The sequence below is a fragment of the Nautilia sp. PV-1 genome, from assembly GCF_004006315.1.
In the GTDB taxonomy this organism is placed as follows: Bacteria; Campylobacterota; Campylobacteria; order Campylobacterales; family Nautiliaceae; genus Nautilia; species Nautilia profundicola_A.
Map to the genome: position 1 here is coordinate 816152 of NZ_CP026530.1, position 25119 is coordinate 841270.

At 34.8% G+C, this 25119-nt stretch carries 27 protein-coding genes; 16 read left to right on the forward strand and 11 right to left on the reverse strand.

Annotation, left to right across the window (positions count from 1 at the left end; all coding sequences use genetic code 11):
• Position 1 precedes the first annotated feature (1 nt).
• The 4 genes from C3L23_RS04420 to C3L23_RS04435 all read left to right on the forward strand — a co-directional run bounded on the left by C3L23_RS04420 (position 2) and on the right by C3L23_RS04435 (position 3729).
• A complete protein-coding gene (locus C3L23_RS04420; RefSeq protein ID WP_127680235.1) occupies positions 2–1096 on the forward strand; it encodes a succinyldiaminopimelate transaminase in 1095 nt (364 codons plus the stop codon).
• On the forward strand, positions 1093–1554 hold the full coding sequence (locus C3L23_RS04425) for a hypothetical protein (RefSeq protein WP_127680237.1): 462 nt from the start codon (positions 1093–1095) through the stop codon (positions 1552–1554). Before C3L23_RS04420 ends, C3L23_RS04425 begins: the two co-directional genes overlap by 4 nt.
• Positions 1554–2858 carry a UDP-N-acetylmuramate--L-alanine ligase gene (gene murC, locus C3L23_RS04430; protein ID WP_127680239.1) on the forward strand — a complete coding sequence of 435 codons (1305 nt, stop codon included), beginning with the start codon at positions 1554–1556 and terminating at the stop codon, positions 2856–2858. The genes C3L23_RS04425 and murC overlap by 1 nt, the downstream gene beginning before the upstream one ends.
• 193 nt (positions 2859–3051) lie before the next feature.
• Positions 3052–3729: an aspartate/glutamate racemase family protein gene (locus tag C3L23_RS04435; RefSeq protein WP_127680241.1), complete on the forward strand. Its 678-nt coding sequence runs from the start codon at positions 3052–3054 to the stop codon at positions 3727–3729.
• Here C3L23_RS04435 and recG read toward each other — a convergent pair.
• Genes recG through C3L23_RS04450 form a run of 3 tightly spaced genes read right to left on the reverse strand, consistent with a single transcriptional unit; the run spans position 3726 to position 7241 of the window.
• Positions 3726–5504 carry an ATP-dependent DNA helicase RecG gene (gene recG, locus C3L23_RS04440; protein WP_127680243.1) on the reverse strand — a complete coding sequence of 593 codons (1779 nt, stop codon included), beginning with the start codon at positions 5502–5504 and terminating at the stop codon, positions 3726–3728. The genes C3L23_RS04435 and recG overlap by 4 nt on opposite strands.
• Position 5505: 1 nt before the next feature.
• Positions 5506–6657, reverse strand: a complete 1152-nt coding sequence (locus C3L23_RS04445) for a pitrilysin family protein (RefSeq protein ID WP_127680245.1) — start codon at positions 6655–6657, stop codon at positions 5506–5508.
• Between the two features lie 23 nt (positions 6658–6680).
• Positions 6681–7241, reverse strand: a complete 561-nt coding sequence (locus C3L23_RS04450) for a class II aldolase/adducin family protein (RefSeq protein ID WP_127680247.1) — start codon at positions 7239–7241, stop codon at positions 6681–6683.
• A 61-nt stretch (positions 7242–7302) separates the two neighbouring features.
• Between C3L23_RS04450 and rsmH the strand changes: the two genes are divergently transcribed.
• The 8 genes from rsmH (at position 7303) to C3L23_RS04490 (ending at position 17225) form a co-directional block, all read left to right on the forward strand.
• Positions 7303–8271, forward strand: a complete 969-nt coding sequence (rsmH, locus tag C3L23_RS04455; protein ID WP_371264361.1) for a 16S rRNA (cytosine(1402)-N(4))-methyltransferase RsmH — start codon at positions 7303–7305, stop codon at positions 8269–8271.
• A 2-nt stretch (positions 8272–8273) separates the two neighbouring features.
• Entirely contained in the window at positions 8274–8567 is a 294-nt protein-coding gene (locus C3L23_RS04460) for a hypothetical protein (RefSeq protein ID WP_127680249.1), read from the forward strand.
• Between the two features lie 61 nt (positions 8568–8628).
• Positions 8629–11748, forward strand: coding sequence for an efflux RND transporter permease subunit (locus C3L23_RS04465; protein WP_127680251.1), 3120 nt, complete (start codon positions 8629–8631; stop codon positions 11746–11748).
• The gene (gene mtaB, locus C3L23_RS04470) at positions 11749–12969 is read left to right on the forward strand and encodes a tRNA (N(6)-L-threonylcarbamoyladenosine(37)-C(2))-methylthiotransferase MtaB (protein ID WP_127680254.1); all 1221 of its coding nucleotides are present in this window, start codon (positions 11749–11751) and stop codon (positions 12967–12969) included. It abuts the gene before it with no gap.
• Positions 12953–14437: an AAA family ATPase gene (locus C3L23_RS04475; RefSeq protein WP_127680256.1), complete on the forward strand. Its 1485-nt coding sequence runs from the start codon at positions 12953–12955 to the stop codon at positions 14435–14437. The genes mtaB and C3L23_RS04475 overlap by 17 nt, the downstream gene beginning before the upstream one ends.
• Positions 14424–14912 carry a pimelyl-ACP methyl ester esterase BioV gene (bioV, locus tag C3L23_RS04480; protein WP_127680258.1) on the forward strand — a complete coding sequence of 163 codons (489 nt, stop codon included), beginning with the start codon at positions 14424–14426 and terminating at the stop codon, positions 14910–14912. The genes C3L23_RS04475 and bioV overlap by 14 nt, the downstream gene beginning before the upstream one ends.
• Position 14913: 1 nt before the next feature.
• Positions 14914–16032 carry a calcium:proton antiporter gene (locus tag C3L23_RS04485; RefSeq protein ID WP_127680260.1) on the forward strand — a complete coding sequence of 373 codons (1119 nt, stop codon included), beginning with the start codon at positions 14914–14916 and terminating at the stop codon, positions 16030–16032.
• A gap of 104 nt (positions 16033–16136) precedes the next feature.
• Positions 16137–17225: a TRAP transporter substrate-binding protein gene (locus tag C3L23_RS04490; protein ID WP_127680262.1), complete on the forward strand. Its 1089-nt coding sequence runs from the start codon at positions 16137–16139 to the stop codon at positions 17223–17225.
• 205 nt (positions 17226–17430) lie between these two features.
• Here the strand turns inward: C3L23_RS04490 and C3L23_RS04495 are convergent, their stop codons facing one another.
• Genes C3L23_RS04495 through surE form a run of 3 tightly spaced genes read right to left on the reverse strand, consistent with a single transcriptional unit; the run spans position 17431 to position 20051 of the window.
• A complete protein-coding gene (locus tag C3L23_RS04495; protein WP_127680264.1) occupies positions 17431–18057 on the reverse strand; it encodes a tRNA threonylcarbamoyladenosine dehydratase in 627 nt (208 codons plus the stop codon).
• Positions 18047–19291: a YcaO-like family protein gene (locus C3L23_RS04500; RefSeq protein WP_127680266.1), complete on the reverse strand. Its 1245-nt coding sequence runs from the start codon at positions 19289–19291 to the stop codon at positions 18047–18049. The genes C3L23_RS04495 and C3L23_RS04500 overlap by 11 nt, the downstream gene beginning before the upstream one ends.
• Complete coding sequence (gene surE / locus C3L23_RS04505; RefSeq protein ID WP_127680268.1) at positions 19284–20051, reverse strand: 5'/3'-nucleotidase SurE; 768 nt, start codon at positions 20049–20051, stop codon at positions 19284–19286. Before surE ends, C3L23_RS04500 begins: the two co-directional genes overlap by 8 nt.
• 23 nt (positions 20052–20074) lie before the next feature.
• Between surE and C3L23_RS04510 the strand changes: the two genes are divergently transcribed.
• Both C3L23_RS04510 and gpmA read left to right on the forward strand, forming a co-directional pair.
• Positions 20075–20581 (forward strand): stationary phase survival protein SurE, encoded by a 507-nt coding sequence (locus C3L23_RS04510; protein WP_127680270.1) that lies wholly within the window; start codon positions 20075–20077, stop codon positions 20579–20581.
• Positions 20582–20599: 18 nt separating this feature from the next.
• Positions 20600–21289, forward strand: a complete 690-nt coding sequence (gene gpmA / locus C3L23_RS04515) for a 2,3-diphosphoglycerate-dependent phosphoglycerate mutase (RefSeq protein ID WP_127680272.1) — start codon at positions 20600–20602, stop codon at positions 21287–21289.
• Here gpmA and C3L23_RS04520 read toward each other — a convergent pair.
• From C3L23_RS04520 to fetB, 4 genes are read right to left on the reverse strand one after another with little or no spacing between them, the layout of a single operon-like run.
• A complete protein-coding gene (locus C3L23_RS04520; RefSeq protein WP_127680275.1) occupies positions 21286–21546 on the reverse strand; it encodes a hypothetical protein in 261 nt (86 codons plus the stop codon). The two genes, gpmA and C3L23_RS04520, sit on opposite strands and share 4 nt — an antisense overlap.
• Positions 21539–21847: a hypothetical protein gene (locus tag C3L23_RS04525; protein ID WP_127680277.1), complete on the reverse strand. Its 309-nt coding sequence runs from the start codon at positions 21845–21847 to the stop codon at positions 21539–21541. Before C3L23_RS04525 ends, C3L23_RS04520 begins: the two co-directional genes overlap by 8 nt.
• Complete coding sequence (locus tag C3L23_RS04530; RefSeq protein WP_127680279.1) at positions 21840–22097, reverse strand: hypothetical protein; 258 nt, start codon at positions 22095–22097, stop codon at positions 21840–21842. Before C3L23_RS04530 ends, C3L23_RS04525 begins: the two co-directional genes overlap by 8 nt.
• A 21-nt stretch (positions 22098–22118) precedes the next feature.
• Positions 22119–22835, reverse strand: a complete 717-nt coding sequence (gene fetB, locus C3L23_RS04535) for an iron export ABC transporter permease subunit FetB (RefSeq protein WP_127680281.1) — start codon at positions 22833–22835, stop codon at positions 22119–22121.
• A gap of 71 nt (positions 22836–22906) precedes the next feature.
• On the opposite strand from fetB, the gene hisD reads away from it, so the two are divergent.
• Entirely contained in the window at positions 22907–24196 is a 1290-nt protein-coding gene (gene hisD, locus C3L23_RS04540) for a histidinol dehydrogenase (RefSeq protein WP_127680283.1), read from the forward strand.
• The gene (locus tag C3L23_RS04545; RefSeq protein WP_127680285.1) at positions 24197–24643 is read left to right on the forward strand and encodes a hypothetical protein; all 447 of its coding nucleotides are present in this window, start codon (positions 24197–24199) and stop codon (positions 24641–24643) included.
• A 90-nt stretch (positions 24644–24733) separates the two neighbouring features.
• Here the strand turns inward: C3L23_RS04545 and rpsO are convergent, their stop codons facing one another.
• Complete coding sequence (gene rpsO, locus C3L23_RS04550; protein WP_127680287.1) at positions 24734–25009, reverse strand: 30S ribosomal protein S15; 276 nt, start codon at positions 25007–25009, stop codon at positions 24734–24736.
• Positions 25010–25119: the final 110 nt, after the last annotated feature.

Below are 25119 nucleotides of genomic sequence, written 5' to 3' on the forward strand. Positions count from 1 at the left end.
AATGTTTGAAAAATATCCTTTTGAAAAGCTGAATGAACTTTTAGAGGGAATTGTTCCTGAAACTGACAGACATTATATTCTTACAATAGGGGAACCACAGTTTCAGACTCCCCGTTTTATTCAAAAAGCGCTTTGCGACAACAGTGCTTTATTGAATAAATACCCTAAAACGGCAGGTGAAGAAAGTCTGAAAGAAGCGCTTATAGGTTTTGTAAAAAGAAGATATGATATTGTACTTCAAAAAAATCAGATACTCCCTACATTCGGAACAAGAGAAGTTCTTTTTAATTTTCCTCTGTTTTTAAAACCCAAAAAAACGGCTTTTCCGAATCCGTTTTATCAGATATATGAAGGTGCGGCAGTGGCTGCCGGCAGTAAAATTAAATATCTTCCTCTGACAAAAGAGAACGGCTTTAAAAATACACTTTCTCAACTGGACGGAGATGAAGATTTTATAATTATAAACACTCCGAATAATCCTACAGCCAGTGTTATGAATATGGATGAACTTATAAAATGGGTTGAATATGCTTTAGAAAGAGATATTATTATGTTAAGTGACGAATGTTACAGCGAACTTTATATAGATGAAAAACCGCCGTCAATACTTGAAGCGTGTATAAAAGCCGGAAATGAAGATTTTAAAAATATTCTCGCCATTAATTCCATATCAAAAAGAAGTTCGGCACCGGGACTCAGAAGCGGGTATATTGCCGGAGATGCCAAGCTGCTGAAAAACTATCTTCAGTTTAGAACATATGTCGGGTGTGCTTCTCCTCTTCCTTTGCAAATGGCTGCAAAAGAAGCATGGAGTGAAGATTCGCATGTAGAGAAATTCAGAGAAGAATACAGAAAGAATTTTCAGATTGCAAAAGAAATTTTGGGTGTTGAAATTCCAAAAGCCACTTTTTATATATGGCTTGAAGTCGACGACGATATTGAGTTTACAAAAAAAGCTTGGAAAAAAGGTGTAAAAGTTATGCCGGGAAGGTTTATGGGAAGAGAAGGTGCCGGTAAAGGCTATGTGAGAATCGCGCTCGTTTATGACGAAAAAGCGACAGAAGAAGCGTTAAAAATATTAAAGGAACTGCTATGAGTATATTAAAACAGTATGAATTATTGGACAAACTGATTCATCAAAACAAAGAAGATGAAATCAATGAAGTATTCAGAAAAATATTAGAGGATACTTTTAAACTGGTAAATGAAAAAATTGAAAAAGAACAAACCCTGGATGTAAACAATCCGGAAGAGCGTGCCGCTATAAGAGCTATGTTTGAATATATGCTTGAATTATGGGACGAACAGGCAATAGATGAAGCAAAAGCCGTAGGATATGATATGGTTTATCTTGTAGATGATCAAAAGATTAAAGAGATGTTCAGTATGTTTGTAATCGGAATGTTAGCGGGACTCGGTTTAGACGAATTTTTTGAAAAATACGTCAAATCGAATAAAGTATATAAAGATATGTTTTTTACAGAATTCGATGATAAAATTGACGACCTTGTAGTAAAATACAGAGATAAATTCAAAGAGGAGTTCAGCAGCTGATGAAAATACATTTTGTCGGAATAGGGGGGATAGGACTTAGCGGACTGGCAAGGTATATGCAAAAAAAATCTCATGAAATTACCGGAAGCGATATTGCCGAAACGAAACTGATCGACTCTTTAAGAAAAGAAGGTATAAAAATAGATATACCTCACAGTGCTGAAAATATTAAAAATCAGGATCTTGTAGTGCACACGGCAGTGGCAAAAAAGGATAATCCTGAACTAGTAGCAGCAAAAAAAAGAGGGATAAAAACCCTCAGCCGCAGGGAATTTCTGCCTTATGTAGTAAAAGATAAAAAGGTTATATCTGTTTGCGGCGCACACGGAAAAAGCACTACGTCTGCGATTTTAGCTTCCATACTGCCTGAAACGAATGCGATAATAGGCGCCGAGAGTAAAGATTTTCATTCGAATATGCGATACAAAAACAGTGATTATCTTGTATTTGAAGCAGACGAGAGTGACGGAAGTTTCATAGATTCCAATCCGTATATAGCCGTTGTGACCAATACAGAGCCTGAACATATGGAATATTATGAGCATAATCTTGAAAAATTTTATTCACATTACGAAGAATTTTTAAAAAAAGCTGAAATAAGAGTTGCAAACGGCGATGACGATTTTATAAAGACACTTGATATTCCTATTAAAAAAGTTTCTATCAATGATGCTAAAAATATCCGTTATGAAATAATTCAAAACAAACCAAAAACCGTTTTTGAATACAAAGGTTTTGATTTTGAAGTTTACGGATTTGGAGAGCATCTTGTATTGGATGCTATGCTTGCGATTGAAGCAGCAAATGAACTTATATCTATGGAAGAAATCCAAAATAACATTAAAAATTTTCAGGGAATTAAAAAACGTTTTGATATTTTGCAAAACAGTGAAGGCTTTATTTTAATTGATGATTACGGACATCATCCTACTGAAATAAAAGCCACTCTTCACAGTGCCAAAATATTTGCCAAACTTAACGGAATAGATAAAGTAACAGCAATATGGCAGCCGCATAAATACAGTAGAACAATTGATAATTTAGACGCTTTTATTGAATGTTTTAACGAAGCGGACGAACTGGTTATTCTGCCTGTATGGGAAGCCGGGGAAAAACCCGTAAAAATTGATTTTGAAACACTTTTTGCTAAACACAACCCGATATTCGCTAAACGGCTAATTGCTAATAGTAATAATATTATGTTAATTAATAAAGCCGGAGAGAATATAAAAGATATCAACGAAGGGCTTATAATAGGTTTCGGAGCAGGGGATATTACTTATCAGTTAAGAGGTATAATATAACATCCTAAACCTCTTTTTTTAAACTTCTTCTAAAACAGTTAAATTACTATTATCATATGTATGTTGCCGTATAAACACTTATTTTATTCAAAAGTAAAACATTCATTAATAACCCGAACTCACAAAAATTATAAATGCGGATATTTTTTTAATACATTGTATAATTATTAAAATTTTTATTAGGAGAGCTATTATGAAAATATGCGGACTTATCGGAGGAATGAGCTGGGAGAGCAGTGCTGAATATTATAAAATTATTAATGAGGGAATTAACCGAAAATTAGGGGGACTGCACAGCGGTAAAATTATACTTTACAGTGTGGATTTTGAGGAAATCGCCATACAGCAAAGAGAAGGCAACTGGAAAGGAAGTGCCGAAATCCTTTCAAACGCCGCGCAGGCTTTAGAAAAAGCGGGAGCTGATTTTATTATGATAACCACAAATACGATGCACAAAGTAGCCGAAGATGTTAAAGAATCAGTCAATATACCTTTAATTGACATAAGACAGGTGGTTTCGGAACAGATAATAAAAGAAAACTTAAAAACAGTTTTACTGTTAGGTACAAAATTTACAATGGAAGATGATTTTTATGTAGGATATCTTAGAAACAAAGGGATTAATATAGTTGTTCCTTCTGAAGGACATAGAAATCTGATACATAAAGTGATTTTTGACGAACTGTGTCTTGGTATTACGAAAGAAGAATCAAAAAAAGAGTTTTTGAAAATCATTAATTCATACAATGCCGACGGCGTGATTTTAGGTTGTACAGAAATAGGAATGCTTGTAAAACAGGAGGATTTGAATATAAGAGTTTTAGACACCACTATAATTCATGCGAAAAAAGCGGTGGAAATTATGATTTAGCCGAGATAACGTTTAACGTCTTCAAGTATGTGCAGGTCTTTTACCTCATCGAAATATCTGAAACTTTCTCCGCTTTGTGCTTTGCCGTCAAGAAGATCTCCCGATTTTCTGAACTCAAGATCCAGTTCCGCTATTTTAAATCCGTCAAGAGTTTTGGCAAACGCTTCGAGTCTTTTATTGTTTTTATCATTGGTATATAAAAAACAGTATCCTTTTTGACCGTATCTTCCGACTCTTCCCCTTAGCTGGTGAAGCGTTGCGAGACCTAATCTTTCGGCTCCGACAATTACGATAGTTGTAAGTTTCGGAAGAGATATTCCCACTTCTATAACCGTGGTTGTAATGAGTATTTTCCCTTTTTGCCTGAATTCGACAAGTATGTCTTCTTTGTTTTTGTCTTTGCCGTGCGTAATATATACTCCGTCAAAATATTTAAGCCAGAATTCTTTTCCTTCTTCTATACTCTGATAACTGAAATTTTCAGATTCTTCGACCAAAGGATATACAACCACAACCTGGTTTCCTTTTGCCGTTTCGTTTTGAATATGGGCTATTAAATTTTTAAAGTCTTCTTTTGATATTATTCGGGTGTCAATGTCTTTTTTAAAAGGCAGCTCTTTTATAAGACTCACATTTACGAAACTGCTCATTATAAGAGCCTGCGTTCTTGGAATAGGTGTGGCGCTGAACTGAAAATAATGAGGAACCGTGTCTGCTGCGGAAGTCAGTTTTTCCAGGCTGGCTCTTTGATTGGTTCCGAATCTGTGCTGTTCATCCACCATTACTACATTTACCTTAGGCAGGTTTTGATAAAGTAAAGCGTGTGTTCCGATTAATAAATTTGCATTTTTTAAATCATTTGGAGTGAATTTACTCTTTTGTGTTACAAGTACGGTTTTAAATGATTTTCCGTTTTTTATTTTCCATTTTCCGTTTAAATATTTGTCAGCTTCTTCGTATATCTGATTTGCCAATATGGAAGTAGGGCACATTATTATTGATTTTTCAGCCATATACGCCGTTGCAAGCATAACAACCGTTTTACCGCTTCCGACGTCTCCTATTACCACGCGTCTTGCCTGTGTGGGCTTAGATATGTCGTTTTTTATGTCGTTTATTACTTTTAACTGGTCGCCGGTAAGTTTAAAGGGAAGTGATTTTATAAAAGGCTCTGGATCTGCTCTCAGACCGATAGAGGGAAGAACTGTTTTTTTATTTTTCAGTTTGTTTAAATAATTAAAAATTTCTGCCCATTTTAGAGCATACATCAGTTTTTGTTCCTGAATATGCTCCTGAGTCTGGGGAAAGTGCATAAAAAACAGTGTTTTGGCGATGTTTTCTGGAAGAATGGAAAGGTTTTCCATTGTGACGTATCTTTTTATAAGAGCTCTCAGGCTTCTTATATTGAGATTTGTTTTATATACGGGCGTTATTTCGTTTATTCTCGTTATCGGTTTTGGCTGGACGATTTGGTGGTTTTTGATTTCCCCTCTTATATATACGGTGCTGCCTGCTTTAAAAACGGACTCATGCCATTTTTTAAACTGAAAAAAGACACCCCATATAATCTGATTGACATTTTTGAGATAAAATTTTATTCTTGTTACTTTCGGAGATTTCTTAACTTCTAAAATTTCAGCTTCAAAAGCCTGGGGAGAAGACATAATATATGGATACAGGTGGTTGTCTTCATATTCTTTCGGTTTTATAAGAGCCAGTTCAAGAGGAGATTTGACTCCTATTTTTTTAAGTTTTTCCAGATCTTCTCTGGTCATTTTATTCTTTCGTTACTATTGAGAAGGTGATATCTTTAATCTCAGGATGTCTGCTGATAAAAGAATTAACTTCTTCTAATGATGTGTTTTTTATAAGATCAAGTTCTTTGTCATAGTAATTTTCAGGAAGATTAAGATAAATTTCATTAAATTTTTTAAGCAGTCTTTGATTTAGCGTTTCGCTTCTTAAAGGTTCGCTTCCTATAAGGAACTGTTTTGCCTGTGTAAGTTCTTCGGATGTGATTCCGTTTTCATAAAAGTCGTTTATCATTTCTTTGACTATTTTGATTGAATCTTCCGTATTTTCAATTTTAGTCTGAAGATAACCGTTTAAAAGCTTATATGATTTTTTAAATACGTTATTTGTATACGCGCTGTAGGCATAACCTCTTTTAACTCTTATTTCTTCCATCATTCTGCTGCCGAAACCTCCGGCTCCCAGAATAAAGGTTGCTATTTTCGCCAGATAAAGCTCTTTATTGTAATCCGCGTCAAAATTGGAAGCAAAATGAATGTAGCTCTGTTCCACATTTTTATATACCTGAATATCATCCGATTTTTTAGCCTTAAAAAAAAGATGGCTGTTTTTTTGCGGTTTAAAAAGGGCGGTGAGTCCGTCAAGGTTCAGATCTTTGCCTCCGTTGATTATAATATATTCTTTTTTAAACAGCGATTTGTAAAAATCTTTTACTTTGTCTAAAGTTATGTTTTCGGTGTTTTCTCCCATCACCGGATATGAAGCGGGAGTGTTTTTAAAAATTTCTTTATGAAGATTAACGGCCGCAATATAATCGTTGTCGTTTTTTTTATTCTGAATTTTTGCATTAATCTCTTTTTTTGACTTTTCAAATGCCTCTTCGTTTAAATTAGGATATTGCAGCAGTTCAAGGAGAAAACCAAGCGCTTTTTTTTCTTTTTCGTTTAAAAATTTTAACGATACGGTGAGAAATTCTTTATTAACGCTTACATTCAGCGTTATTGCGTCCTGTTCCAAGTCGTTGTAAAATTTTTCTTTTTTTGCAGTAGTGCCTTTTGTATTAAGCATATGTGATAAAAAATATGCCACACCTTCATCCGCATAAATGCTTCCGGAATGCTGAAACACTATTTCCAGTACCGTTCTTCCTAGGTTGTCTTTTTCAAAAATTATCATATTTCTCCTTTATGATTCTTGTGTTAATGAGGGCTGTTTAATAAAATAGTTGCGGAATTTTCAAGAATAATGGCTTTTTTAATGGCTTCTTTGATGTCTCTTGCTATGATATATACGCCGAAACCTCTGATTATTACTATATTTTTATCCCTGAGATTTTTGGAAATAATAAAATCTTTGTTTTCTTCCCATTTCTGGACATCGTCTATTTCTATGATTTTAACTTTGTCCAATATCTGTCTACCTAAATAATCAATAGGTTTGAAATATGTGTGTTCTAGCGAGTATGTTATTATGTTCAGAGGAAATACGTTTAAAATTGTTTTAGCGTAAGAGATGTCTTTATAAATTCTTGCATGGATGTTAATATCCGCAGACGTTTCTTTCCATGACAGATCTTTTTTGTTTATATGTACGATTTTACAGAAATCTTCTTCGTAAATGGATTTATGATGATTGTTTATAATCATTTTATCGTTCTCAAGCTTTAAGGAAATACTTCCTATGCCTAAATTCATCATGTTTTTTTCATACAATATTTTAGCTGTTAATTTATATTCGTCTAATATGGTCGAAACTACCAAGTTTAGCCTTTTTTGCTATAATTATACTATAATTAAACTTAAAATGGAGAAATGAAAATTGATTATTAAAAACAGCGAAAAACTAAAATCCGACGCTTCTTTAGATGCCGGTAACGAATTAAACATACCTCACATACCTGTACTTTTAAATGAAACACTCGAACTATTTGACGATATGCCTAAAAACGGATATTTTATAGACTGTACTTTAGGTTTTGGGGGACACAGCGAAGCGATACTTGAAAAGTTCCCAGAAATAAAGCTTATCGGAATAGATCAGGATGCGGAAGCTATGAATTTTGCAAAAAAAAGACTCTCAAAATTTTCAGACAGGGTTGAATTTATCAATAAAAGAGCTTCAGAAGCATTAAAAGAGCTTCCTAAAGATCTGCCTGTAGCGGGGATTTTGGCCGATATAGGAGTCAGCAGCTATCAGCTTGACAATCCGGAGAGGGGATTTACTTTTGAAAGCGATGAGCTTGATATGAGAATGAACAAAAATCAGGAGCTCAGCGCCAGGGAAGTTCTTAATTATTATTCCAGAGAGGATCTTGAGAGAATTTTCAGGGATTACGGAGAGTGCAGAAGATATAAAAAAGTGGCAAACGCAATAATTTCCAAAAGACCTATTAAATCAAACAGGGAATTTGCCGATATATTAGGACATATAGGCCTGAAAGACAAAAAAGCTTTGGCAAAAGTTTTTCAAGCGGTCAGAATAGAAGTAAATAACGAATTGAATGAATTGGAAAAAATTCTTGAAAATTCCGAATTTTTAGCCAAAAACGGCACTATTTTAGGTATAATAACCTTCCATTCGCTTGAAGACAGAATTGTTAAAAACAGATTCAAGCAGTGGTCGAAAAAATGTATATGCCCGCCGGAGGCTATAAAATGCGAATGCGGCGGAAATCATCAGCTTGGAAAAATATTAACAAAAAAACCTCTTACTGCTTCAAAAGAGGAACTGAAAACCAATCCGAGAAGCAGAAGCGCAAAACTCAGGGGGTTTAAATTTATCAGGGGATAGGGATGAATGCAGAAATAAACGCAAAAGAAAAAACGGAACTTTTAGACAATATAGAAGATTATATAGTTCAGGAGAGTCTTTCTTCTACAATTATCAGAAATCTTATTCTTACAATTGTATTTTCTCTTACGATTTTGTTTCCTAAAATTTATATATCTTCGGAAATATATTTAAAATCAGTCAAAATCAATAAACTTCTAAACGAATATTATTCACTTAAAGCGGAAAATTCTCTTTTGGCATCTAAAATAGAAAAAATTAAATTCAAAAACAGAATGGAAAAACTTACTTTTTAATATTTTTTATTAACTCCATCTTAATTAATTTTTGCTACAATTTCCGCAAAAAAGAGGATATATGAAGAGATTTATAGAATTTTTTATTAAAAATGCGGTATTTACGCATGTTCTTTTTTTAATTGTGATTATATCTTCTATTTTGGCTTACAGAAACGTAGCAAAAGAGCTTTTTCCTCCCGCAACGCTTGATAAGATCCTTATACAGGGCGGATATCCCGGCGCCAGTCCTGAAACTCTTGATAAAATGGCGGTTACGCAGATAGAAGACGATCTGAAAAGCTATCAGGAAGTTTCATCCGTTGAAAGCGTTATCAGAAACGGAAGTTTTACAATAACCGTAAATTTAAAACCGGGAGCAAATAAACTGGAGCTCCTGAGCGAATTTAAAACAATAACATCAAACTTAAAAAAAGACCTTCCAAGCGATATGAGCGAACCGAGTGTCACTATTGCAAAAAAAGCTTTTCCTCTGATGTTTATATCCGTAGCGAGCAACGTTTTAAACAAAGACCAGCTGCTTAAAGACGCCGACAACGTTAAAAAAATTCTTTCTCAGATTAAAGACCTTACGCAGATTGATATTCGTGGTGACAGTGACAAAAATATATATTTTAAACTTGATAATCAGAAAATAGAAAGTCTGGGTATAAATAAATCCCAGCTTATAAATGTTCTTTCTCAGGTTTCCACTATATTTCCGGTCGGAAAAATAGAAGGCAAAAAACACTATTTTATTTCAATGTATCCGAAAAACCTTGAACAGTTTAAGAATATGATAATTACTGTAGGAAACGTAAAAGTCAGATTAAAAGATATAGCTGATATAAAAAAAGAGTATGCCACTCCTACACAGATTGGCAAATACGACGGAATTCCAAATATTACTATTGATGTCAGAAAAGGCGAAAGCGGAGACGCGATTGCTATCAGTCAAAAAATCAGACAGATTCTTAAAAAATATCATGAAAAACATCCGGAAGTAACTTTCGGTATTTCAACCGATACCAGCAAATGGGTTAGAAACAGGTTCAATACGGTTGTCAGCAATATCATATTCGGGCTGATACTGGTGTTTTTTGTTATGTGGATTTTTCTTAACTGGAGAATATCCCTGGTCGTTACGATGGGAATTCCCACTTCTTTCGCGATAGCAATGATTTATCTGGATTATGCGAATCTGTCTTTAAACCTCCTTTCAATGCTCGGTGCTCTTATAGCTCTTGGTATGATAGTCGACGAGGCTATAGTAGTGGGCGAGAATATCTACCGCCATATGCAGATGGGAAAAGACAAAGTAACCGCTGCCATTGAAGGGACTTCGGAAGTTTTCTGGCCGGTTATGGCTTCATCAACTACTACTATTTTGGCTTTTATGCCTATGCTTTTGATAAAAGGCGAAATAGGCGTTTTTATGAAAATACTGCCGATAATGATTACCGTTTTGATTCTTTCTTCATTATTTGAAGCATTTGTGTTTCTGCCGCTGCATTCAAAAGAGATATTAAAAGTTGAAAAAAGTTCAAAAGACCGTTTTTGGAATAAGTTTTCCGCACTCTATAAAAAAATGCTTACTTTCTTTTTCAAAATAAGATATGTCGCGTTAATGTTTTTTTTAATATTCGTTCCTGTATTAATCGGTATAGGTATGAAACATTCAAAATTTCAGCTGTTTCCGACTTTTGACGCAAGTCAGATTTATGTAAACGGAAAATTTGAAAGCAATTACACAATAACCCAGACCGCAGCGGCGATTAAAAAAATCGAAAACGACCTTAAAAAATATCTGGGTAAAGACGTGGAAGGTTTTACTACCGTTGTGGGTATGCAGATGAACAATAAAGGAGAAGCAAATATAGGTGCAAACTACTTTCATATTTTTGTCGATTTAAACGATAAAAAACCTACCGATTTTTATAATAAATATATTGCTCCGATATTTAAACCCATCAAAGTGAAAAACCAGATCAGGACACATACCGCTCAACAGCTGGCACAGATGTTTAAAAAAGATTTTTCTCATATAAAAATACCTGGAATGGTCGAGCTTAACGTAATAGTGCCTCAGGCGGGTATTGTCAAAAGCGATATAGTAATAAGTATCGGTGGCAAGTCTCAAGAAGAAATAATAAAAGCTATCAAAAAACTTGAAAACGTTATGAAAAAGATAAAAGGCGTTTATAACATATATGACGATGCTGAACTGGGGGCTGATGAGTTAAAACTGAAAATCAATCCTTACGGACAGAAACTCGGCTTTACGCAGGTGAGCCTGTTTAACGAGCTTAGAGGCTTTTTCGGCGAAGCGGAATATGATAAAACGTTTGATAAAGACGGCATCGTAAAAATTATTTTAAAAGACAAAAACAAAGACTCTTATAATGAACTTAAAAATTTCAGAGTTACGGTTCCCGGAACAAATCAGTATATCGAACTTGATAAAGTCTGCGATTTTGTAATAACCAGAGCTTTTAAAAAAATACACAAATACAACGGTATTGCCGCAAAAACCGTATACGGTTCGTTAAACAAAAAAATCATTACAACTGCAGATTTTTATAAAAAAGTAGACCCGCTGCTCAAAGAGTTTAAAAAAGAAGGGCTTACCGTATTGATAGGGGGAGCCGCCAAAACCAGCAAGGCGTTTATGAAAGATCTGGAAGAATCCTTAATAGTAGCTGTACTGTTAATATTCTTAGTTTTGGTGCTTATGTTTAATTCTGCGGTGCTGCCGTTTGTTATCATTTCCGTAATACCGTTGTCGTTTTTAGGTGTTATTGTCGGAAACATGATTATGGATATGAATATGACTATGCTTGGAATGATAGGAATTGTCGGTCTTGCAGGTGTTGTGGTTAATGACGGAATCGTTATGATAGATTTTATAAAAAGGGCAAGAAGCGTAAATGAGATACTGGAATTTGCTTCACATAGGCTTAGACCCGTTTTACTGACGTCTATTACTACGTTTTTCGGTCTTTTGACACTTATGTTTTTCCCAAGCGGCCAGTCTGCAATTTTGCAACCTCTTGCAATTGCATTAGGCTTCGGTCTGGCGTGGGGTACTGTGCTGAATCTGTTTTATCTGCCGATTTTTTATTATATTTTGAGACGGCGCAGACTTAAATGCAGTATGACGAGTTTGTGCTATGATATATTCAGCAAATTTAAAAGGAAATAATTGAAAGTTTATATTAAAACATTCGGCTGCAGGAGCAATACATACGACAGTGAAATAATGAAAAACACAATTCAGTCTGATATTGCGGCAAATGAGGATGAGGCTGATATTATTATAGTGAATTCATGCACGGTGACTAATTTTGCCGACAGGGATTTAAGACAGTATATTAATAAATGGCAGGATAAAAAAATAATTTTAACCGGATGTGCCGCTTATACTCAGGGTGAAGAGCTTTTTAACAGCGGTAGAGTCCAAAGCGTACTCGGACATAAATATAAAGAGGAAATTGACAGGTATCTTGATTTTAACGGAGTGAAACTAGGAAATTTCGATTTTGTAAACAAAAAAATCATTACTTCATTTTCAAAAACAAAAGCTTTTATAAAAATTCAGGAAGGATGCGATTTTGAGTGCGCATACTGTATAATTCCTAGTGTGCGGGGACATTCAAGAAGTCTTGACGAAAAAACAATTCTCAAACAGATAGAAACTCTTTCTCAAAACGGTATAAGCGAGTTTGTGTTAACGGGTATCAATATGGGCAGTTACGGCAAAGACACAGGCACCACGCTTGCCGATCTGGTAGAAAAAATTTCTAAAATCAGAGGCGTTAAAAGAATAAGACTCGGTAGTCTGGAGCCTAGCCAGTTAAATGACAAACTGATAGATTTGACCAAAAACGGCATACTGGAAAGACATCTTCATATTGCACTACAGCATACAAGCGACAGAATGCTGAGGATTATGAAAAGAAGAAACAGGGTAAAACAGACACTTGAGCTTTTTGAAAAACTTGCAGCAGAGAAAATCGCTCTGGGAACGGATTTTATTGTCGGACATCCGGGAGAAAGCGAAGAAATTTGGAATGAAGCCCTGGAGAATTTTAAAAAATACCCTCTGACACATATACATGTATTCAGATTCACTCCAAGAGACGGAACACATTCGGCTGAGCTTAAACAGGATGTAAGAGGGGACGTAGCTAAAAAACGTGCTAAAATTATAGAAGAAATAGTCAGAAAAAATAATTATAATTTCAGAATAGAAAATAAAGTTCCTTTGGTCGTCCACGTAGAAAATTATAAAAAAGGCTATTATGAAGGATATGACCAGTTTTATAATAAAATGCTGATTAAAAGCGGTCAGAATATTAAAGGCGGCTGGATAACTTTTGAAGAATATGACATAAAGGATGTAAATTATGCAAAAATCCAATAAAAACACGCTGATAGTGTCCGTAATAACGGGTATTATTATTGCGCTTCTTTTATTTGCTTCGTTAAAAGGCGACGGGCTTGATATAAAAACACTTATTAATCAGATAGTAGCCGTAATTATTGTATTCGGTTTTTTTATTCTGCTTGTTGTACTGCTCAGAAAAGCGGTTCCGGCTCAGCAACAGCCTCCTCAGCAGGTGCAGGTGCAGATGGATACCGGAATTGAAAAGGATTTCGTTATAAAACCCACTACTTCCGATGTTACTTTTGAAGACGTCGCGGGAATCAGCGAAGTAAAAGAAGAACTGGTAGAAATTGTTGATTTTTTAAAAAATCCGGACAAATACAAAGCATTCGGAATTGAACTGCCTAAAGGAGTGCTGCTTGTAGGGCCTCCTGGTGTAGGTAAGACGTTAATAGCTAAAGCTCTTGCCGGGGAGGCGGGTGTGCCGTTTTTTTATCAAAGCGGAAGCAGCTTTGTGCAGATGTACGTCGGTGTAGGCGCTAAAAGGGTGAGAGACCTGTTTACAAAAGCAAAAGCGACTGCTCCAAGTATAATTTTTATAGACGAAATAGACGCAATAGGAAAAAGCAGGGGAAATTTAAGAAACGATGAGAGGGAAGCCACTTTAAACCAGCTTTTAACAGAAATGGACGGTTTTGAAGGAAGCAGCGGTGTAATTGTAATCGGCGCCACTAACAAGGTTGAACTTTTGGATGAGGCTTTATTAAGACCCGGAAGATTTGACAGAAGGGTTTATGTAGAACTGCCGGGTCTTAACGACAGGGTTGAAATACTCAAAGTTCATCTTAAAAACAAACCGTTTAAAGGAAATTTGGAAAACATCGCAAAAATGACAGTCGGTTTCAGCGGGGCGGCGCTGGCCAGTCTTGTAAATGAAGCTAGCATATATGCTCTTAAACAGGGGAAACATTTTGTTGAAGAGGAGGATTTTTACGCCGTTAAAGACAAAGTTTTGGTAGGTAAAAAACGACTTCAGACATATAACCCTAAAGAAAAAGAGATACTAAGCTATTATCAGGCGTGTAAAGCTGTAATCGCTGAATGGTTGAGTGTTGATTTTGAAAGAATATCCCTTGTAAAAGACGATTTTAAAGAAGAAGACAAAGAAATAGTTTCAAAAACTGAAATGATGAATAAAATTCAGGTTTATCTTGCCGGCAGAGTGGGTGTTGAAGACCGTTTTAACGAAAAGTATTCAAACGCACATCTGGATTTAAAAAAAGCAAGGGAACTTGCTGTAAAAATGGTAAAAGATTATGCAATGGGAGAAAGTATCGTTTCTGACGAAAGCGAAATAGCCAACATCTTAAATGATGCTTTAAGCGAAGTAAAAGTGCTTTATGCTTCAAATATAAGAATGATTGAAGCGGTTTATCACGTACTTTTGGAAAAAGAAGTAATACATAAAGAAGATTTTGAAAAACTGAAAAATGAAATATTTTAACGGGTTTTGCCTAAAAGACGAATTTAAACTTTTTTCTGAATATATTGAAGACAATGCTTTTACCGTAGCGGGGTTTAGTTACGGAGCTCAAAAAGCGCTTACATATGCATTAAAAAAAAATGCCAGAATAGACAAACTGCAGCTTTTTTCTCCGGCATACTTTGAATACAGTGAAAAGATAATTGAATTAAACTTAAGAGCATTTAAAAACGACAAACGAAAATATATAGAAAATTTCTTGAAAAAAGCAGGATTTTTTAATGAAAAATATCTGGATTATGAGTGCGGCGAATCTGACTTATTAAATCTGTTTACTTTTGACTGGGAAATAATAAAAGAGTTAAACAATGTAAAAATAGAGATTTTTTTGGGAGAATTTGATAAAATCATCGCTTTAAAAAAGGCTGAAAAATTTTTTAAAAATTACGGTGACGTTTATATAATAAAAAAAGCAAATCATTTTTTAAGGAGTTAACTTGGAAGAACCCACGAGGCATATTTTTAAAGAATACTGGGATATTTTTGTAGGATTTAGTGCACTGCCGCTGGCAGTTGTTTTTCATTTACAGGGATTAAGCGTTATCGCTACTTTTTTTGCTGCAATCGGAATAGGCGCTTTGGCCGTTACAATATCCGAAATAGCGGAAATTCTTGCTGAGAGATTCGGTGAGCCTTTCGGAAGTCTGATACTTACGTTTAGTGCTGTCTTGGTTGAGATATTGATTTTATTTATGGTTGTGCTTGAGGCTAAAACCCATCCGGAAGTTGTTGAAACCGTAAAAAACGGTATTATAGCCACAGTAATAGTGGATTTAAACGCTCTGCTGGGAATAGCCGTTTTTGTTGGAGGGCTTAACTTTAAAGAACAGGTACACAATGAAGACACATCGGCTAGTTATACCACTATACTGTTTGTTGCCGCTGCTATGCTTTTGGTGCCTACAACTATTTCAATGCATTCCGATCAAAAAGCTTTATACAGCGCAAGTTTGATAATTGCCGCTCTTCTTGCTGTATATTATTTCTTTATTTTTAAATTTCAGACGGATACGCATGTGCATTTCTTTAAATTCAAAAAAAGAAGCAGGGTAAAAAAATATAAAAGAGACGATGAAGAAGATGAAGATTATTATTTTGATAAAAAATCAAACTTTTTTAATATCGGTTTTTTGATATTTTTATTAGTCTTAATCGGAGTACTTTCGGAAATTTTTGCAAAAGACGGCGTAGGAGTTTTTCAGAATTTCGGCTTAACCGCTGGATTTGTCGGTATTTTGATTGCGTTTGTAACAGTGGCGCCTGAACTTTTTACGGCAATCAGGGCTGCAAAAAACGACGAAATGCAGCGTGTCGTAAACATAGCAATGGGAGCGAGCACTGTCAGTATACTTTTAACTGTTCCTTCTTTGATATTCTTATCATTGATAGTGGGTGTAAATCTTACTCTTGATTTTACCCCGCTTCAGGTTGGAGCTTTAATACTTACGATTATTCTTGTGTGGAAAACTACGGAAGACGGTGAAACCAATTATCTTGAGGGACTTTCTCACTTAATGCTCTTTTTAAGTTACGCCGTAATAGCCATTTTTTATTAAACTATTTCTTTTTTTCCCTTTTTTATAAGTAAAAGTTATCTTTTTATTAAATTTCCTGTTAATTATGATAAAATGAAACGTTAAAAATTATAAAGGAGAAAAAAATGGATAGAAGAAAATTTCTTAAAACTGCAGGGGTAGGGGCTGTAGCGGCGTCTACTTTTACGACGAACCTTTATGCTAGAAGCACTAAAACTCTTAAAATCTGTCTTTCATGGCCGAAGACGCTTCCTATTATGGGAACAAATATGCTCTGGTTTGCTGATAAAGTTAAAGAGCTGAGCGGCGGAAGCTTAAAAGTTAAAATTTACGGAGCAAATGAATTAGTGCCGGCGCTTGGTGTATTTGACGCATGTTCAAAAGGGCTTATTGACGGATTCCATTCAGGACCTTATTACTGGAAAGGTAAAAATATCGCATTTGCACTGTTTAGTTCATTCCCTTTCGGCATGAACGCAAACGAACTTGATTCATGGTTTGATTTTGCCGGCGGAATGGATCATTGGAGAAAACTTTACGCTAAATATAATTTAATTCCGTTTAAAGGCGGTAATACCGGAAACCAAATGGGCGGATGGTTCAGAAAACCTATTAAATCGCTTGCTGATATGAAAGGCCTTAAAATGAGAATTCCGGGACTCGGCGGGGAAGTTATGGCGGAATTAGGCGTTAAACCTGTAAATATCCCGGGAGGAGAAATATACACCGCTCTTGAAAGAGGCGTTATTGACGCTACTGAGTGGGTAGGACCGAGTCTTGATATTAAAATGGGCTTCTATAAAGTTGCTAAATACTACTATTCAGGATGGCATGAGCCGGGAAGTATTCTTGAACTTACATTTAACAAAAGAACTTTTGAAAGACTTCCAAAAGAACATCAGGCTATTCTTACTGCTGCGGCTAACATGCTTCACAGTAAAATATTTACTGAATTCGAATATCAAAACGCAATTCAGCTTAAAAACATTCTTAACGGAAAATATGACGTTAAACTCGGCGTTTTCCCTGACGATGTTAATGAAGCTGCTAAAAAAGCCACAATCAAAATTCTTAACAAATATGCTAACCAGTCAAAAGATTTTGCTACTGTATATGAAAATATTAAAGCATATTTCCCTGTTGTCAGAAAATGGACTGACACGCTTCCTAAATGGTATCTTGATATCAGAGATCAGGGAACTATCGTTGATTAAGAGGATTTTTCCTCTTAATTTTTTATCTTATTATTTGAGTCTGACACCAAATGTTTTAATGCTTTTTTAGTTTGTTTTGTTATCTAATACTTTTAATCTTATAAATAATTCGAAAATTAAATTAATGTAAATAAAAACTTTCATTATTCGGCAACGAAAGGCTTTTATTTATTAAAACCTAATGTGTTTGATCTAATTTAAGGCATTATACAAAATCTTTAAGAACTTCACTGCATAAGGCAAATCCGAAAGCTCCGGTTACTCCTACGAAACTTCCCATTTCGCATTTTACAGGCTTTTCTATAGAATATACAGCTTTAAAATCACCGTTAAATTTTTCTTTTTTTAATCTGTCCCTTACTTTTTTGGCAAGTGGGTCGGTATTTGTTTTCCATATGCTTTCTATTCTTATTTTTGTAGGGTCTATTCTTTTTGCCGCTCCCATTGAGGAGATTATTTTGGGATGGGCTGATTTTATTAAGGCTATTTTTGCGTCAAGATCGTCTATTGCATCTATAACAATATCATAATGACCAATATTTAAAGATATTATATTTTCGTTTGTTATTTTCATATCGACAGGCGTTATACCGGGATAGAGTCTGGCTAAAACTTCCACTTTTTTTTCTCCGGTATATTCACTGCCTATCTGTCTGTTTTGATTGGTTATGTCAAATGTATCATAATCCACTATTGTAATATTTTTTACGCCGGAGCGGTACAGGCATTCAAGGGCGTATCCGCCGACTCCGCCGGCGCCGCATATTAAAATTTTTAAATCTTTCAAATGTTCGAATTTAGAAAAAAGTTTTCTGCATCTGTCATATCTCATGAAGTTTCCTTGAAAGATTGAGTATATTTATATATTGCTCGGAAAATTCCGGCTTTTTACGGTTTTTATAATAAAATTCGAAATCGTCGGCAAATACCGGGTCATTAAATTTTACACCGATTAATGCTCCTATTTCGGTTGCAAAAGAGTATTTAAGCTCGTCTATTATTTCATATATTTCATTTTCCGGGTATTTTTCGTAATTTAATATTTTGTCCCTGTAATAAAGTTTTCCCTGGTTTATATTGTTAAAAATCATATCTTCAACAGGGTAAACCTCGCTTATTCCCGGTATGATAACCTGCAGGGCAAAATACGGATTGGCTTCGTATACTTTAATATATTCCTCTTGTGAAAAAACATCCAAATCATCAAAATCCCATTTTGCGACTTTAAACAGAGGGTTTTTTAAAAAATTGACATGAACGTCTCCGCTTAAATTGACAAAATGTCTGTAAAGATTAAAAGAGTTCTTAACTTCTTCTATATTTTCGTTAAATCTGCCTCTTTCCCTCATTTCCGTCTGCCATAGTTCCAGGTAGGCTTTTTTTACAGCTTCTTCCCTGTTCAAATCACACCCGAAAGAGAGAATTATTTCTCCGTCTTCTATAAAACTGGCAGCCATTACAGGATATTTACCGTTTAGTGTTGCGTCGTAAATCTGTATATTTTCAGAATTTAAAGGGTGGTCTATTTTAGGCAGCGGCAGTCCGTATTTTATAACGTCAAATTTTACGTATCTTTCAATAATTTCCGTTTTTGCGTTGTAATATGCCGTGTTTAAATCAAAATGAAACGCCATACCGTTGCTCGCATACAGGTTTTGCAGAATGTTTATAGGAAAATAGACGGTTTTGGCAGTGGATTTTTCAATAAACGGTATTGATAAAATATCAAAACTGTCGCTGTTAAAATCGATTAAATCTTCTTTTTCCATTTCTTCCGTTTTATAGTGGCGTTTAAGCTTTTCATTTAAAAATTCACCTGTGTGCATATTCGGATAAAGGTTGTTGATATAGTATTCTTCAAAATAGTTTCTTGTTATTATTCTTTCACACATTTCACCGTATGCGCTTAGAAGGGCTTTTTGTTCGTTTTCTCCTTTGCCGTAGCTGGTAAAACCTGTTTTATAATCTGTCAGTTTTGAAAGAAAAACGTTTTTTTCAGGATTTGTTACCGAATGTCTGAGATTAAGCCCGAACCTTGTTAAAAAGGCATGTAATTTTTCATACATTTATATTCTTTAACTCTTCTATTGTTTCGTAAGCAGTAATGTCCAGTTTTAAAGGTGTTATAGAAACGTAGCCGTTTTTGACTGCAAAAAAATCGCTGTTTTCTTCTTCTTTGAATTTTAAAGGATGCAGTCCTATCCAGTAATATTCCTCGCCTCTTGGGTTATGGTGTTTGTGAGCGTCGAATCCGTAGAGCCTGTATCCGAGTTTTGTGACTTTATATCCTTTTATCTCTTTTGTGTTAGGAATGTTTACGTTAAGTATCTGCCTGTGCGGAATATTTATTTTTCCTTCGAGTACTTTTTTCGTAAGCTCTCTTGCAACGTCTGCAGCTTTTGACCAGTCGACTTCAGCAGGCGGAATGTCATAGCTTTTGAGCACCTGGGAGAATGCTATAGAAGGGATACCGTGAACGGCTCCTTCAAAAGCGCCGGCGGCAGTCCCCGAATAATTTACATCTTCTCCCATATTCGCGCCGTGGTTTATTCCGCTTAATACTATATCGGGTTTTTGTTCTTTAAAAATTTTATCCATTGCAAGATAAACGCAGTCAGCCGGAGTTCCGTCATCAAGCTTAAAGAAATTTTTATCTATTTCAATAAATCTTAAAGGTTTGGTAATCGTAAGAGAATGAGAACATGCGCTTTTATGTGTAGCCGGAGCCACGATATACACTTCACCCAAATCTTTTACGGCGTTAATTAAAACTTCAAGTCCTTTCGCTTCAAAAGAATCGTCGTTTGTTATTAAAATTTTTGGCATAATTCTCCTTAAAAAGGTAGTTAATGTATAAAAAATATCTGCGTCCCGATATATCTTTTAAAATTTTATCAAATTACCCGTTTTATTCAGCCGATATTGAAGAAGATTTTGAAAAGTTCAAACAAAGACTTTCCGAATATGACGTGGGAGTGTGGGTTAATGATAAATGGAGAATTGAGAATGGAGAACTTAGAATTACTGATTTAAAAATTTTCAACTCATTAGGTGATGAACTCGGCTGGGAAGATATCGTCTTAAATTATATGAAATCGCTTAATACGTTTATGAGAGAACAAATAGGTGTCTGCATAGATAAAAGTATTCCCAGAACTATAGACAATGAACTTACATATCTTATAATTCAGAGAAAAAATAAAAAAGAATTCAGCGACATGTTTTTTGTCGCAGTTGACGGGGAAGTGATTTTTCCTATGATAAACAAGGAGTTTGACATAAATTTAGCTATAATTAAATTAGCCGAATGGAAAAACAGGGCAAGTATAAAAAATTTGATAAAATTCCAAAATTAATTTTCATAAAGGATGAATATGGCAAAACTTGTATTAGTCAGACACGGAAAAAGCGAATGGAACAAACAAAACAGATTTACGGGGTGGGTTGACGTTGACCTGGCTCCCGAAGGTATAGAAGAAGCCAAAAAAGCCGGTAAAAGATTAAAAGAAGCCGGTTTGAGTTTTGATATATGTTTTTCTTCATATCTTAAAAGGGCGATTAAAACAGGGATTATTATTTTAGAAGAACTTGATCTGCTGTGGCTTGATCATATAAAAGACTGGAGATTTAACGAAAGGTTTTACGGTGCTCTTACCGGGCTTAACAAAGATGAAGTAAAAGCTGAAGTGGGTGAAGAAAAATTTCTTCTTTACAGAAGAAGCTATGACGTTCCGCCTCCGCCGCTAAGCGAGAACGATCCTAGACATCCTAGATTTGATCCTAAATATAAAAACTTTCCTCAGGAACTGCTTCCTAGTACCGAAAGTCTAAAAGACAATCAGATAAGAGCAATGCAGGCGTTTCATGAAAGAGTGGCTCCTCTTTTGGTAGAAGGAAAAGACGTATTAATTACAGCTCACGGAAATACGATAAGAGGGATGGTTAAAGAGCTTGACGGAATCAGTGATGAAGATATTCCTAAATTCGAAATCGCTACGGGTATTCCAAGAATTTATGAATTCGACAAGGCCCTTCATATACAGAAAGTCTATAATTTAGACTAACTTCTCTTTTCTATTATTTTTACGATAACGGGTGCAAAAAACTCAATCATGCCCGGTGTCGTAACAAGTTCTAAAAATAAAAATTTTAAAGCCAGATAATAATCACCTTTGTTTAATGATGACAAAACAGGCGCTATATCTATTTGGGGGTCGCATTTTATAAGATTTTCCCTTGCCTCTTGAAGCGTGAGCCGTTTTGTTCTTTTGCCTTCCATCAAGGCTTTTAAATTTTCTTTGGCTTTTTCTAAATCATTCATTTTTTATACTTTTCGCAAATATAAACGCTGCAATAAAAAAAATAAATGAAATAACAAAAAGAGCGATAAAATCGGGCATAAATTTTTCCAGCAGTTTATAAAGCCCGAAACAAAAAACACTGAAACCCAATACAAACAAAACGGCAAAAATAAAATAAAAAGCGAAATTTTTCGATAAATAATTCAGCTTTTTTCTCTCTTCTTTAAAAAATTCGCTCCACTCCTGTTTTAAGGCATTGCTCTGCGCTTCAATTAAATCAGATACGGCAAGTAAAAAGTCACTTATCGTAACTTTACTCATGTTTGTCCCCGCAGAATATTTTTCCTATTAAAAAACCTGCTATTCCGGCCACTATAGCCGCACTTAAAGGGTTTTCTTTAATTTTAGATTTTTCAATCAGTTCTTTTGTCTCATTTTTAATTTTTTCCAGTTTTTCAAGTTCTTCCTGCGGAATTAAATCGCTCAGAGTGTTTTTATTTACTTTTTCACTTAAAGTTTTTACCATTTCTTTTAATTCTTCGATCTCTTTTTTTAAATCCTGTTGTTGCATGACGGACTTCTTTTTTTTATATTATAGCACTTTTTGGTTAATAAAGAACATACTTCCGAAAAGCGCACTGAACAGATTGATACTAACTAACATATAAATAATGACTATCTGATAACTTACGGCTTCCAAAGGACTGGCACCTGCGAGCAGCATACCTGTTGTAATACCCGGAATTGCCACAACTCCAATCGTCTGAAGCATGTTGTTAACCGGTATAAGTGCGGCTTTTATAGCCTGGCGCTGCATTATTTTCAAAGCTTCTTTTATATTGGCTCCTATGGCGATAAATGCTTCAATAAGCTCTTTTTGAAGTTCTAGTTCGCGTCTTATTCTTTCTATTGTAAGCGTGTATGTGTTTAAAGAATTGCCTATAATCATTCCGGCAATGGGTATAAACTCGTTTGGTTTAAGAGAAATTATTTTAAAAACTATAAGTATCGTCAATATAATAACCGTGCTGAGAGTTAACGACCAAAAAGCCGCTTTAAAACTGAATTCGCTTCTTTTTTTGGCTATATAAGCGGAATATAAAAGCATTGCCAGCACTATAGGAATATAATAAACAGGATTTGTGATTTTAAAAATAAAACCTAAAACAAAACCTAAAGCGGTGAGTTGTAAAAACGCTCTTAGAGAATTTATTAAGAGTTCTTTTTCTATACCTATTCTGAATTTGTATGAAATTATTAACGGGATTAAAATAAGAATAAAACTAAAGCCGACAAGACTGATCTGCATACAGAGCCTTTTTTTGAAATTTTAACATTTATGAGATAAATTTGATACAATTTCTTAAAAAAAGGGAAGTTATGAAAATTATAAAAACAACTTCTTCAGAGTTTGAAAAAGAGTTTAACGAAATATTAACACGCGGTAAAATGGATATTGAAAATGTTGAGGGAATAGTTAAAAATATAATAAACGAAGTTAAAACAGAAGGCAACATTGCTCTCTTCAGACATATATCAAAATTTGACAAATGGTCTCCCGAAACGGATAGAGAACTTGAAATCTCTGAAGAAGAGATGAAAAACGCATACGAAAACTTAGATGATAAATTAAAAAGTGCTCTTCACCTGGCATTTGACAGGATAAAATCGTATCATGAAAAACAGATGCCCAAAACATGGCTGACTTTTGAAGACAACGGCACGGTATTGGGTCAGAAAGTCACACCGGTTGACAGAGCTGGAGTGTATGTTCCCGGAGGTAAGGCTTTTTATCCGAGTTCTCTTTTGATGAATGTTATACCGGCTATTGTAGCTGGTGTAAAAGAGATAGTGGTAACTACGCCCGTTATTGAAAACAAACCGAATAAACTGCTTTTAGGCGCGTTATATATATGCGGATGCCCTAAAACATTTAAAGTCGGAGGAGCCAGCGCCATAGCAGCAATGGCTTACGGAACCGAAACAGTTCCTAAAGTGGATGTAATTACTGGTCCCGGTAATATATTTGTAGCAACGGCCAAAAAACTTGTTTACGGGGAAGTTAATATAGATATGATTGCTGGACCTAGCGAAATAGGTATTATTGCCGATAAAACCGCTAAACCGAATTATATGGCTATAGATCTTCTTTCACAGGCCGAGCATGATGAAATGGCAAGTTCTATAATGATTACAGATTCTGAAGAGCTGGCTTTAAAAACAAAAGATGAGGTGTACAGGTTTTTAGCAGAACTTGAAAGAGAGGAAATAGCGAGAAAATCTATAGAAGAAAGGGGAGCAATAATAATAGCCGGATCAATAGAAGAAGCAATTGATCTTATGAATGAAATTGCCCCTGAACATTTGGAAATAGTTACTGCTAATCCTTTTGATCTTCTTCCGAAAATAAAACACGCCGGTGCCATATTTTTAGGAGAAAATACTCCGGAACCTATCGGGGATTACATAGCGGGGCCTAACCACACCCTTCCGACCGGCGGTACGGCTAAATTTTATTCTCCTTTGAATGTTGAAATATTTATGAAAAAATCATCTATTATTTCATTCAGCAGGGATGCGATAAAAGAAATGGGAGAAGAATGTGCGCTGCTTGCCCATACCGAAGGACTTACCGCACATGAAAAATCAGTTTTAGAAAGACTTAAATAATTGAGAGAAAAAATACTTTCTTTTTTCTCTTTTGTAAGCGACATAGTATGGAATGTTTTTCCGAGTACGCCTTTGGCATTTCTGGCTTATCTCGGGATTATCACGTTTTTATGCCTGCTGATAATTTTTTATCTCGCAAGAAAAAACAAAAACAAAAAGAAAACCGCTACAAATAAAAATAAAGAGCTGACACTTGAGGATTTGTTAAAAATAGCAAACAATCCAAAATCAACCACATCGGATCTTTTAACCGCATTGAAGCTTTTTAATGAAAATTTTGTAGTTGCGCAAAATAAAGAAAAAAGTTTTGAATTTTTTGAAAAGATTCTTTTTCATAAAAACAGACATAAAAAACTTTTTGATTATTACCACGGAAGTATATTGCCCAAAAATATTACTTTTAAAGACGAACTTGATAAACTCGAAAAAAAAGCTCTTAATAAATAAACTAAATGTTATTTAAAATAAAAATGTGGAAAACGGAAGGTGTAAATCAGTGACAGACACCTAAAGGTGATATAAAAAAAGAAATAGAGATTAAACTCTATCTCTAAGATTAAGAGCTGTAATCACTTCAAGATATTTGTCGTGATCTTTTCTTTTTAAGTATCTCATTAATCTTTTTCTTTGTCCAACTAATTTAAGTAAACCTAATCTGCTTGAGTGATCGTGTTTGTGTGTTTGTAAATGTTCGTTGATTTCATTGATTCTTTCAGTCAATAATGCGATTTGAACCGCAGGACTTCCAGTATCTTTTTCATCATTTCCGAATTTAGCGATAATTTCTCTTTTTTTCGCCGAATCCAAAGCCATGTCAGCCTCCTGATTGGTAAATTTTCAATTTTCATTGAATTGAAATGAAAGTATACATCTTTTTTGTAAAAAAAGCAAATTTACATTTATGTCTGTTTACGATAAAATTA